The sequence below is a fragment of the Paenibacillus sp. GL_099_B genome (assembly GCF_057835695.1).
In genome coordinates this window covers 1,365,197-1,377,298 of sequence record NZ_CM174430.1, presented here as the reverse complement: position 1 = coordinate 1,377,298, position 12,102 = coordinate 1,365,197, and the positions used below count along the sequence as shown (strand labels likewise).

The window sequence follows — 12,102 nt, the reverse complement described above, 5'->3', positions numbered from 1 at the left end:
CTAACGAATCGGAGACACGCTATTCCTCACCTTTAGCCGACCTTTCGAGACTTTCCGTAGGTTTTTCGCAAAAAAGCGTGTGTGAAATTCGTTAGACTGGCAAATGGGCAGTAAATCGCAGAATAAGGCATCCTAGGTTCGTTAGTTTTGAACAGAGTCGGAGATTTAGGTTAGCGATAATAATAGAGATGCAAATCTCTACTTTTTGGCCATCTTTGGATCAAGGGTATCGCGCAGACCATCCCCCAGCAAGTTGAAACCGAGCACGGTAAACATGATGGAAAGTCCAGGGAAAATAAGCGTCCACGGCGCTTTTTGCAGAAACTGGCGGGAATCCGACAGCATTTTGCCCCATTCCGGGTCTGGTGGTTGCGCCCCCATGCCGAGGAACCCAAGCGCAGCCGCTTCAATAATTGCTGTTCCAATCCCCAGTGTGCCTTGTACGATGAGCGGGGTGACGCTATTGGGCAAGATGTGCCGGAACAGAATTCGCATATTGCTAGCCCCCAGCGTACGCGCTGACGTAATGAATTCCTCCTGTCTCAAGCTAAGTACCCTTGAACGCACCAGTCGTCCGTAGGTCGGGATGTTCACGATCGCTATCGCGAGCAGTGCATTTTGCAAGGACGGGCCGAGAATCGCCACAATGGCGATTGCCAGCAGGATGGCGGGAAAAGCGAGCAAGATATCGAACAAACGCGAGATGAGCATGTCAGCCCATTTTCCATAATATCCAGCAATCAGGCCGAGCAATGTGCCCGCAATAATAGAGCCAATAACAGAAAAGAAACCAACCCACAATGAAATGCGTGCTCCGTACAGCACTCTGGAAAATACGTCACGCCCCAGATCATCGGTACCAAACCAATGCTCTGCCGAAGGGGCTTGCAGACGATCTGTGAGCACCTGCTCTTTGTAATCATACGGGGCAATATACGGGGCAGCAAAGGCCATCAAGATGAAAAAAACGATAATGATCAAGCCTGCCAGCGCAAGCCGATTTTTCCGAAACGTTCTCCAGGCTTCCCGCCATGGACCTGATGCAGGTGCCGATGCGGCGTCAATGGATGCTCCGGTATTGGTCGATAATTTGGCCATGCGGCGTCTCCCTTCTTGGATATGAATGAAATACAAGATCAACGAGTTCTATTACACTCAAGCACTACGATTGCAGTACCATCTTCCGATCGCTGTTATCCCCAGATTTTATTGATCCACCTATTTAAAGGTGAAAATCCGGTGATAAATGCGAACGCTTCGCTTCTACAGATTGGTTCTGCACTCTTCGTGTCGTGTAATTTTTTAAAGATCTTATATTAAGTTCCATTCATCAACCCAAATGATGAATTTCCTATTTATAACTAATACGCGGATCAAATACGGCGTACAGCAAGTCCACAATCAGGTTGATCACTACGAAAAAGAATGCCACGATCAGAATGCCGCTCTGGATCACCGGATAGTCCCGCGAACTAATTGCTTCATATATATAGCGACCAACGCCAGGCCAGGCAAAGATCGTTTCGGTCAGCACGGCTCCACCTAGCAAAGATCCAGTCTGTATGCCGATGACGGTGAGCACGGGAATAAACGCATTTTTCAACGCATGTCCATATACGACGAAAAACGGGCCCAATCCCTTCGCCTTCGCGGTTCGGATATAATCCGAACTCATTACTTCGAGCATGCTGGAACGTGTCATCCGGGCAATAACGGCCATCGGAATTGTCCCAAGCGCGATACTTGGCAGCAGCAAATGTTTCGTTACCGTCCACAGCTGGTCCCAACGTCCGGCAATCATCGTATCCAGCACATACAAGCCCGTAATGGCTTCAATCGGATCACGTGCATTCATTCTGCCGATGGATGGCAGCCAGTGCAGTTTGTTCGCAAACAGCCATTGTTCCATCAACCCAAGCCAGAAGATCGGCATCGATACACCCACCAATGCAATGACCATGCAGCAGTAATCAAACCACGAGTTATGCTTCCAGGCACTGACGATCCCAGCATTCACTCCAACAATGATCGCAAACAGCATACTCGCCATCGTTAATTCGAGGGTCGCCGTCAGATAGGGCACAATTTCCTGGGCAATGGGAACCTTGGTACGAATGGATGTGCCCAGATCTCCCTTGAACAGATCGCCCAAATAGGCGAAATATTGTTGAGTCCATGGTTTGTCCAGTCCGAGCTGGTCCCGCAGAGCTTGCTTGGATTGTTCGGTTGCCTTTTGCCCGAGTATGGTCTCGGCCGGATCACCCGGAATAGCGTGGATAATGGAAAAGACGATCAGGGTCATGCCCAGCAGCACGGGCAGTAACACGAGTACACGTTTGACGATGTAACTGTTCACTCCTCATTCACCTGCCTTTAACGTATAAAAAGCGCTGGCAGACATGCATGCTTTAGATAGTTACGTCCAGATGTGGGTTCTGCCAAGCATTGCGTGTACGCCAGCGCTTTGAACTAATGGATCCTATTTAGTACTAAATTCAGCTCATATATAAGTTATTCAAAGTAGGCATTGGCATAGGATTCCGTGCCCAATGGGGACGGTACGAAATTTTTCAGGTTCGCTTTACCTGCCAAGATGGGAGTGGTGTGCACAAGTGGAATCCATGGAGCATCTTCCTTAATAATCACCTGCGCTTGCTTGTACAGTTCCGCACGTTTGTCCTGATCCGTTTCTTTCTGCGCACTCGTCAGCAACGTATGCAATTCTTCGTTTACGTAGAAGCTGCGGTTGTTGCCCGGGATTGCATCCTTATCGAGCAGCGTGTACAGGAAGTTATCCGGGTCACCGTTATCACCAGTCCAGCCGAGCATGTAAATGTCGTCTTTCTCCCCGGCTTTGGCATCATCCAGATACGTTGCCCACTCTGGTGATTCAATGTTGACGGTCACTCCGATTTTCTCGAAATCGGCCTGGATCGCTTCGGCAACTTTCTTGCCATCAGGCATATACGGCCGGGATACTGGCATGGCATAGAACGTTACCGGGTCAGGCAATCCGTCAGGGTAGCCGGCTTCAGCAAGCAGCGCTTTTGCTTTTTCCAGATCGTAAGCATAGTCCTCAATACTGTCGTTATACCCCCACAGCGTTGGCGGCATCGGGTTTACCGCTGGCTGCGCTTGTCCCGCAAAGAAAGCATCAATAATGCCCTGTTTGTTTACCGCGTGATTGAGCGCTTGTCTTACTTTCACGTTATCAAACGGTTTTTTCTTAAAGTTAAAACCAATGTATGACACGTTAAATGGTGGACGCTCGATTTTTTGCAGTTCGCTATTTCCCTCAAGAATGGACAGATCATCCGGGTTCAGATCCTCCATGATATCAATCTCGCCGTTTTGCAGCGCATTGAAGCGAGCCGTGTTATCCGGAATGGAGCGCACAATCACTTTGTTCAGCTTCGGCAGTCCCTCTTTCCAATAATTCGGATTCTTCTCCAAGGTGATGGAGTCGTTCCGCTTCCACTCTTTGAACACAAACGGGCCTGTGCCTACTGGCTCGCTCTTGAAATTTTCTTTTTTCTCCTGAATCGCAGTTGGACTTGCAATGCCAAATGGCGTCATCGCAATGTTTTGTAGGAAAGGCGCTTGTGGCTGGTTCAGGGTGAACTCGACCGTTGTCTCGTCAATCGCCTTCACTTCCTTAATCACGCGTCCGTCTTCCGGACCAAACATGGAGTCATAATAGTCGAAGGAATCTCCCTCGAATTTATATTCACTGGCCGGATCACTCCATCGGTTGAAGTTGAACACCACAGCCTCTGCGTTGAAGTCAGTACCATCGTGGAATTTCACGCCGGACTTCAGCTTGAAGTCATACTTGAGTCCATCCGCCGAAATCTCCCAGCTGTCAGCTAGTCCAGGAACAACCTCGGTTCCACCTTCTTTGTAGTCCAGTAATGAGTCGAATACCTGATGTCCAATCTTCAGCGACTCCCCATCTGTAACGATTGCCGGGTCCAGTGCCACGGAATCTCCACCGCGTCCCATAATCATCGTATCCTGTGCTGCCACTTCTGCCGGAGGATCGCTACCTTCCGCCGGAGCGGGGGAATTGCCCGTACCCTCGTTACTCGCGCTAGAGCAGCCCGATAGAATCAACACTGTGCTCATCGCCATTACCATGACCCCGGATAACCACTTTTTTTTCATTCGCATACGTACAACACCCTTCCCTGCCTCATAATGTGTGTGATACTGGCGTGAAAAAACTCCAATGATTACAATCGATCGGTTTGGTGCTTTGTATCATATAAAAAGCTTTAGAAGCCTTTGATACCTGTGATGTAAATCTGGATAAGTTAAAGCGTATATATGAAATGTAAAACGGGATGTAACCGCACACATTTTGTTAGTTTTTTCGGATGATGTGACGAGTTATAAAAACCTGTGGTTGTTGCGTAATAATTGAACTTAGGTCAATAAGCAACAGTAGAATAGGTACCGACTTGGTGGCGGCCGACAAGGCTGATTTTGAGAGTACGATAGTTTTGTCTGGTGTGGAGTTTGGCTTAAGATTTGACTTGGAGTTAAACGTCATGGCTAAAGTGTAATTGGCAAAGTCTAATGATGGAGATTAGCTTGAACAGAAAGTTGGTAAACAGAACATTTTAGTGGTTTCTCAAACAGGTTGGATTGGATTGTTTCAAACGTTGTGAGATTGATCTACAGATGTTGGATTTTACAACAGGGAGACATTACAATAACTTTTGATGTTAAAGTCTTGTCATGATGAGGAGGATTGTGTAAATAAACAGTGGTGAAAAACGATTTCGTGTAACTTACTTTACATCACATTCATCAATTAGACAAGAGATTTACGGACATAAGTCTTCAACTTTATTATATATGTCAATATCATTTACATAAAACACAAAAAAGGAACACCGTTCGACAAAATGCGTCGTGTGTCCCTTGTTGTGTTCCCTCTTTTAAAACCGGGTCCATCGTATATTTCAAGTTAGGTCAGCTTATTTTTTGAATAAACCTCTGCGGTACATGACCGTGATAAAACGGTAAAAATCATAACTCGCCCCGCTATCGATGCTGAACAATGGATTTTTGGTGTCATATGCCAGTGCTGCGTCCACGGCAGCTTTTGCCCAGACTGGAACTTCCATCTGCTGACGCGCCTGCAGTTTATCGACCTGGGATTTGAGCGCATCAAACGCTGCTTTCTCTTCTGCTGTCATCGGTTCGCCCCCTTTCGGTGGTTCGGTTGGATTCGTAGGATTGGTTGGTTCAGATGGCTCTGGCGGCTTTGGTGTTACTATTGCATATCTTGCTTTCAATTCCGCTGCCGATCCTTGGAACTCGTTCATATCCACGTTGCCGCTGATCCCGTTCACCTTGCCCGAGTCCGTATACTGCCAGAACGCCCAACGTTTCCAGGCCGGCTGGTCATCTGGTACACGTGTGTTGCTGTAACGCGCAATCCATAGATCGTATGAGCTGAGTGATGTATCAAAATTCCCGGCAAATGAATTGCCCGTGTATATGATCGGTTTTACACCCGTGAGACGTTGCAATTCTGTTAAAAAAGCCTTAGCTACCGTGTTGATCTGAGCTTTGCTCAGGTTACCCGGATTATTCTCGTAGTCCATAACAGGAGGTAATTGCAGCGCCTTGGCGCCTCCTACTTTTTGCAGTGTCGTGGCATATTGCGCAGCTTCAGCCCTGGCACCGTCGGTAGTCGTTGCGCGGAAAAAATGGTACGTCCCTACCAGCATGCCCGCCGCCAATGCGCCGTTTACATTAGTTTGGAAATTCGGATCCGTATACGTCTGCCCTTCGGTAGCCTTGATGAACACAAATGTCATACCACTTGCCTTCACTTTGGCCCAATCGATCGTGCCCTGATAACGGGAGACGTCAATACCCTGCGTGTTGCCCGAGCTTCTCGTTTGCATGTTTCTCACACCCTTTATGCGGTAAATTGCCGTTTGTATATAGTTAATGCTTGGGGATCAGGGGTTGCTTGTGTGCGTGTCCTGATTGTAGGTAAAGGTAAGTTTGGATGGCTAGGGTGTAGCTACTTCGTGCCATCTCTTGTTTGTGAATCTGTATCATCTGGATCTGCCTGTGAAAAAGAGTCTTTGGTACTCGAGGAGAAGTTACCGGGCAGTTCCCCGGTTCCTCCCTTTCCCTTGAGCACTTCAATAGCCTGACGAATCGCAGGCGGGATCGGTGCGCCCAGCTTGCCCCCATTTTCAATTATAGACAACAACTCATTCGCGATATAAAAAAAGGCGACCGCATCCCTGAACAAATGTCCGTCTCCCAGAACACCGTCCACCAGATGAGCCACCGATACCATTGCAAATATAAATACCTTTCGGGCGATGCCGAACATCCCGATATTACTTTCGAGCTTGCCACTCATTCCTGCCGCCGCGATGCCGGTTAGATAGTCGAGGATGACGAATACGAGTAGTACGCCCAGTACGCCTGACCAGCCACCGAAGAAGTAGGTTGCTGAACTGGTTATTAGAGCGAGGATCCATTTCCCTAGGGTGTCCAATCGTTCCATGGTTTCACCTTCCTTTGACTCACAATGACCTCTAAAATTTATGAAGTCCAGTTTATAATTTTTTTGAAAATATGAATATACTAACAATCACTTTCTCCTAAAATCCCAAAATTGTGCAAGATACATTATTATTGTAGCTACCGTTATAATAGCTTAATGAAATAGAAACTGAATCATTCCCAAAACTTACATTACTGAATGCTTGAACAGATGAATTCGGACCACTTGCAGAAGAGGACATAAAGCTACTTACCTCTCCGGTATTGGTTAGGTAGGAAACAAGCGCGCAGTATAAAGAAAGTTTATCTCTAGTATCTATATAATTATTAATTACACCGTATAATTCAGCTATAATTGCTATAGGTTTGAAAGGTAATTTACTGATAACACCACCATTTGGACTAACACTTGTTCTATGAATTTTTAATTTAGTATGATCATAATCACCTGTGCCATCGAGTACATAGTTATCCAGTAAGTAGCTATCTAATGTAGGCATTATACTTCTACCTCCCGTCCACTGATATAATAAGTTATATTTTGTGCAGAACTTAAAGCTGATATTGTTTCACCAGATTCAATAATATGGTCTATAAAGGGAATCGTTAGAGTATCTCTACCTTTTATAACATGCTGAAACATAAATAATGTTCCGGCCAGATACAGGGTAACCGTAGTCTCAGAAGTTGATGTGTTACATAAAGATAGAGCTTTTATAAACACTTTTTTATTAGATGGTGCTGTATATAATGTCATAGCCGCTGTTGTCAAAGAACCTTTACCTAATCTTTTAGATATATCACCCATTTTACAAATTCCCCCACCTGTTATTTTGCTCGACATAAATTTTCATATAATCATACACTTGTTTTACAGCCTTCTCCGTCGCCGCCACCGTCTCAGACGAGCCATCCGTCTTATTGGACAGCTGGACCTTCCCTTTTTGCGTCAAAGACGCATCTGGAATATCCATCTTACTCACCGCTTCACGAAGCGCATCCAAATCCGCCTTTGTCGCAACACCAGCATCAATCTTTTCAAAAATCCCATTAATACTCTCCCGGGTCACATTCTCGTTCCCCAAGGGGAGCGGCAATTTCAGTCGATCTGTTTCCTTTGGCATTATGCCCACACCTCCAATTCATTCCACGTCAGGGACGCGGCGTCCAGTTCATCCCAGGTCATCTGTTTGTTGTCCAGATCGTCCCAGATCAGATAGCGATACTCATATTCCACGGCCATGTGGGCCGGTTTCAATTCGTCAATTGCGCGTTTGAGATCGTCAATATTGGGCGGAATGCCCATCGTGTCCACAAAGCTCACCGTAAAACTCCACGCTTCCGGCTGAAACGTTACGTCTACCTTGCCCCCGGCATACGCCTCAGCTACATTCGCAACCAGTCTGCCCGAAAATTTCCCGGCACCCCGCAGCTTGGACTCCACCACGGCACGCCGCTGTTCAACAGGTTTGAGACGATCCGTCTCAATGCCAAGCTCCTGCTCCCAGAAATCCAGGCCCCACGTCGCTGTGCGGACAAAGAACTGATTCAACGTCTCATCCAACGCCTGATACAGCAGATCCATCTCGGTTCCTTTGGATTGCATATCAGCCTGCATCACGCGGGAAGTCTCATAATAGCTCGGCAAATACGAGAACAGTTCCCGCCCTTTCTCACTCATCAATCCAACAGGTACAGCAGAAGGAGCACTCATGCCCTGTCCCCTCCCTTCCTCTCACATCAACGTAAACATCTTCGCTCAAATGCTGCGTTCCCAAGCAGCGTACCGCACGACCCAAGTACTCTTCTTGTCCACCGCTTTTTTCTCTTCCAGTTGAACCGGATGCAGCATGGTCAGAACATTCCCCATGCCCCATACTACCGATGCCGCTACAACTGCGCTTTGCATCCTCCACTACACCTCTACTCATGCACATCCACCGCCCCCAGTACGGCCACCTGACTCGCTTTCATCTCAATATTCTGGTCGCTTACACCGTTCAGGGTCAGCTCCGAATAGTCGATAATCGGCGGAATGTCCAGCAGGATCGCGGCAATCCGGGTGTAGCGTACAAGCGGATCGGCAAAAGCAAGCTGCTTCAGATACGCAGTCACCCCGCGTTCGATCAACGCCCGTACATCTGCCAACGTCGCATCACTTGCCAGCGTCAGCTTCACCTGAATGTTCATCGGTACTTCCTCTGCTGGCATCACGGTCACCACCGGGCCAGCAGGTGCAACACCTTCACCCTGTCCATCCTGCGTTGGGTCTACGTACTTCTGCACAGCCGCCACCAGATCGCTACCCGCTGCACGCTTGTCCGTATCCAGCAAATACAACCCCACCGTGCCCGGCCCTTGCCATAACGGAATAACCCGCGTTGCACCAACACCTGGCACTTCACTGGCCCACTGCACATATTGCGATTTGTTGCCGCTTGTCCCCTGATTACGGACTTTAGCATAAAAGCGTTCCAACAGCGCCGTATCTGCCTCAATATCCGCACCGCCTTTAATCACCTCAACATTAGTTACAGAGGTAACTCCACTCACTGGTGTGGACAGCACGGTCACGGTGCCAGCAGGCACATTGCTCTCTTTTCCGGCAACGAGCGCCCGCACGCCAACACTACCCAGACCATCTTCCCCCACTTCCACACGACCAACAATTTCATATTCGAGCGAAGCCTCACCGGAGATTTCATCTGCCAAAGTAGCCACAACCGTCCCCACAGGAATCACCTTGCCCGGCGCACCCACGAATCTAACCGTACCTTGTGCCGCCACCGCAGCCCGCCGCGTAAGGCCATGCTCTCCCGCCCGCAGATCCAGCTCTTCCGAACGAAAATTCGGATCACTGCTCGCCGCAGTACTCGCAAACCCCCGACGAAGCAGTTCCTGCGCCCACAAAGCCGCCTCAGACAGCATAAACGCTACCGGAGCCTCCGCATCCCACAGAAACGATCCCTCCGACTTATCCAGATCCGCGGGCAGACGATCCAGCATACGCTGCATAATCTGTTCCTCCGTCTGGTCCTCCAAATAACGCGGAATCTCAGCCATCCCGTCAGATCACCTCACTTTCCAGAATAAACATCTCTTCCTGCACACTCGCCACCCGGCACGAGAACATACACTGCTCCCGATTCCAATCAAACGTAAACTGGTCTACCGAATCCGTGCGAGGATCGGCCAGCAACGTCTCCGTCACCATCCGGGTAATCTCACTTTCCATCACACCCCGGCTGTCACCCTGACCCAACAGATCTTCCAGCTCCGAGCCATAGTTTCGGGAGTAAATCACATGTCTGTACCGCGGTGTCTTCACCGCCTTGCTACACCACTGCACCCAGGCTTCATGCGCACCTGCCGCAGCGACTTTGCCACTTGGAGTCAGCACAAAATCCCCCGCATCGTAATCGAATCGCCAGCTCCGTCCAAATCGTACCTCTTCCGAAGCCGCCCCCGACAGATCTTCTTCATCTCCCCATACCACACCCGTTTCCGGGAACAAACTAGGCATGCGCACTCACCACCTTACACAGCACTACAATATCGTTACCGCCATTCACCCGCATCGCCAGTACCCGATCTCCCGCTTTCAGCCCTTTACCAAGAGACCACACCGCTTCTTCCACTTCCCCTTTTTGTAAAAGAAACCGTCCCGTGCCCGTCGTTCCGCCGTTTGCCACGTCAGGTATACCGGAAATCGCGCCAGCAGCCTCGCGCTCCGGCAGTCCAAGCGTGCCCGGCAGCTCGGCCACGAGATAACCCTGCACTTCGTGCTTGAAATCATCCAGCTTCACGCCGGATGAAGTCATCGTCCCCAGCACAGCGCCCATGCCACTCACGGCCTGACGGGAATGAGTACTCATCGCACCGCGCATGACCTCGGCAAAATGCCCGTACGGATCTTCTTTATTCAAGGTAAACCCTCCTTTTCACCATCTCGACCGTGCCCAGTTCCAACGTCATCGTTCCAGGTCCAGTGGACAGATCACGGCTAACCGACATGACGATCAGTTTCAGCCCTTTGAGCAGCACCGCGTCTCCGGCACGAATCGTATTCACATCCGGTGCGGTTACGGTAAATGTCTCCTGAATACCCGTCAGACGGCTTTTCGCCAACTTCTTGGCCGCAGTCGCTGTTTTGACCTGATCGTCCTCGATCAGCTTTTGCAGCGTGCCCAGTTCTGCTACACCATCCTGCTCAATTGCGAGCACTTTGGAAGGAACCTCTTTGCCACTGCTGGACTCCGAGGCCGCCATCACTTTAACTTTCGTGACCGCACCTTCGAGCGTACGCATCTGGGTCAGATCGATCAGCCGATCCAGCTCGTACACCTTAGCATTGCTGCCCACCTTGAACAGCTGTAACCCACCCGGCGTCATCCGCGGATGATACATATCCCCGCCGGACTTCACCGTTTCCTTCAGATCGGCAAACATCATCGAAAAAATCGTCTGCGACCGATACACCGCTTTGCTCAGCTTCGTTTTGGTATCCGGTAGCGCGGCGTATGGGATTTTCCATTCCTTGGCGTATGTTTTGAGACGTTGTGTGGCAGTCTGGTCTTTCGGCAGCAGGAACTCATCCTCCGATTTTTCCAGATAAATCATCCGGTCGTAGATGGTCAGGGACAGTCGCTTGGTACCGCTGTTGGAGCTTTCCACTTCCCAGATGACCGCAGGGTGCAGCAAGTGAACCATTGATTTTTCGCCAAAAGGAATCCCACTGATCCGCACCGCCATACCCGGTGATATCGCAGGCAGACCTGAAGACGCAGACACCGCCAGCCGGATGTTCGCCTGATAGGCAATCTGGTCCAGCGAATCCTTCAGCGTAATCGTCTCCACCAGTTTGGTGATGTCATATTTGTCGTCGACAATGACCTTGTAGGTCATGGCATCACCAGCTTTTGTCCGGGCTTGATCCGGTTCGGATCACTGCCGATGGTCTTCACATTGAGCTTGTAAATCTCGTTCCATTTGGAACTGCTGCTCAGCTCAAGCTTTGCTATTTTGGACAGGGAATCGCCAGATTTGACGGTGTAGGTCTTGCTGCTCGTTTTCAGATCCGTACGGGAACCCGACTTGCTCGCAGATGTTGCGCCGCCAACCTTCTCCACTTTGGAATCCCGCCACGTTCGCAGCGTAATGTCAAAGTAAATATCCCCGCTCTCACCGCCTCGAAAGGTCGTATTGTGGGAGATCAGATACACGGGCACGTTCACCCCCGTGTTGGTAATGATGAAGCGCAGCGGCTTTTTTGAGACCAGAAACGTATTCAGCATATTCATCGCTACACGCGGATCAGGCAAAGGCTCGTACATGCAATAGGACGCATCATATTCTTTTGGAAAAAAAGAAGAGAAGGTGATCTCCTTCACCTTCTCCCCCTGCGCAAAATCAAACTCACCATACTCCAGCATATTAATCGTTTCGTATCCCTTGGATCGGGAGATCGTCAGTTCTTCCGGTTTCACCGGAAATTGAAACTTCGTTTTCCCATCGATCAGGGTAAATTCCATTTTGATACCTTCCACGTTATCTTCAAATACA

15 protein-coding genes are annotated in these 12,102 nt (G+C 49.3%); all 15 read right to left on the bottom strand.

Annotated features, from left to right (window positions below; genetic code table 11):
• Positions 1-198: 198 nt before the first annotated feature.
• The 15 genes from nikC to AC3ITG_RS06160 all read right to left on the bottom strand — a co-directional run bounded on the left by nikC (position 199) and on the right by AC3ITG_RS06160 (position 12,071).
• Positions 199-1,098: a nickel transporter permease gene (nikC, locus tag AC3ITG_RS06230; protein WP_489253168.1), complete on the bottom strand. Its 900-nt coding sequence runs from the start codon at positions 1,096-1,098 to the stop codon at positions 199-201.
• 253 nt (positions 1,099-1,351) lie between these two features.
• Entirely contained in the window at positions 1,352-2,356 is a 1,005-nt protein-coding gene (locus AC3ITG_RS06225) for an ABC transporter permease (RefSeq protein ID WP_413376014.1), read from the bottom strand.
• 155 nt (positions 2,357-2,511) lie between these two features.
• The gene (locus tag AC3ITG_RS06220; protein WP_489254426.1) at positions 2,512-4,164 is read right to left on the bottom strand and encodes an ABC transporter substrate-binding protein; all 1,653 of its coding nucleotides are present in this window, start codon (positions 4,162-4,164) and stop codon (positions 2,512-2,514) included.
• Between the two features lie 818 nt (positions 4,165-4,982).
• Entirely contained in the window at positions 4,983-5,921 is a 939-nt protein-coding gene (locus AC3ITG_RS06215) for a glycoside hydrolase family 25 protein (protein WP_489253167.1), read from the bottom strand.
• 122 nt (positions 5,922-6,043) lie between these two features.
• Positions 6,044-6,541, bottom strand: coding sequence for a phage holin family protein (locus tag AC3ITG_RS06210; protein ID WP_489253166.1), 498 nt, complete (start codon positions 6,539-6,541; stop codon positions 6,044-6,046).
• A gap of 97 nt (positions 6,542-6,638) precedes the next feature.
• Positions 6,639-7,040, bottom strand: coding sequence for a hypothetical protein (locus AC3ITG_RS06205; protein ID WP_489253165.1), 402 nt, complete (start codon positions 7,038-7,040; stop codon positions 6,639-6,641).
• Positions 7,040-7,348, bottom strand: coding sequence for a hypothetical protein (locus tag AC3ITG_RS06200; protein ID WP_489253164.1), 309 nt, complete (start codon positions 7,346-7,348; stop codon positions 7,040-7,042). The genes AC3ITG_RS06205 and AC3ITG_RS06200 overlap by 1 nt, the downstream gene beginning before the upstream one ends.
• A 1-nt stretch (position 7,349) precedes the next feature.
• On the bottom strand, positions 7,350-7,664 hold the full coding sequence (locus AC3ITG_RS06195; protein WP_489253163.1) for a phage tail protein: 315 nt from the start codon (positions 7,662-7,664) through the stop codon (positions 7,350-7,352).
• Entirely contained in the window at positions 7,664-8,254 is a 591-nt protein-coding gene (locus AC3ITG_RS06190) for a YmfQ family protein (RefSeq protein WP_489253162.1), read from the bottom strand. Before AC3ITG_RS06190 ends, AC3ITG_RS06195 begins: the two co-directional genes overlap by 1 nt.
• A gap of 45 nt (positions 8,255-8,299) precedes the next feature.
• Positions 8,300-8,449 carry a hypothetical protein gene (locus AC3ITG_RS06185; RefSeq protein ID WP_489253161.1) on the bottom strand — a complete coding sequence of 50 codons (150 nt, stop codon included), beginning with the start codon at positions 8,447-8,449 and terminating at the stop codon, positions 8,300-8,302.
• A 14-nt stretch (positions 8,450-8,463) separates the two neighbouring features.
• Positions 8,464-9,603, bottom strand: coding sequence for a baseplate J/gp47 family protein (locus tag AC3ITG_RS06180; protein WP_489253160.1), 1,140 nt, complete (start codon positions 9,601-9,603; stop codon positions 8,464-8,466).
• A 4-nt stretch (positions 9,604-9,607) separates the two neighbouring features.
• Entirely contained in the window at positions 9,608-10,063 is a 456-nt protein-coding gene (locus tag AC3ITG_RS06175; RefSeq protein WP_489253159.1) for a DUF2634 domain-containing protein, read from the bottom strand.
• A complete protein-coding gene (locus AC3ITG_RS06170) occupies positions 10,056-10,466 on the bottom strand; it encodes a hypothetical protein (protein WP_489253158.1) in 411 nt (136 codons plus the stop codon). The genes AC3ITG_RS06175 and AC3ITG_RS06170 overlap by 8 nt, the downstream gene beginning before the upstream one ends.
• Positions 10,459-11,445 carry an XkdQ/YqbQ family protein gene (locus AC3ITG_RS06165; protein ID WP_489253157.1) on the bottom strand — a complete coding sequence of 329 codons (987 nt, stop codon included), beginning with the start codon at positions 11,443-11,445 and terminating at the stop codon, positions 10,459-10,461. The genes AC3ITG_RS06170 and AC3ITG_RS06165 overlap by 8 nt, the downstream gene beginning before the upstream one ends.
• The gene (locus AC3ITG_RS06160) at positions 11,442-12,071 is read right to left on the bottom strand and encodes a LysM peptidoglycan-binding domain-containing protein (RefSeq protein ID WP_489254425.1); all 630 of its coding nucleotides are present in this window, start codon (positions 12,069-12,071) and stop codon (positions 11,442-11,444) included. The genes AC3ITG_RS06165 and AC3ITG_RS06160 overlap by 4 nt, the downstream gene beginning before the upstream one ends.
• Between the last annotated feature and the right edge of the window lie 31 nt (positions 12,072-12,102).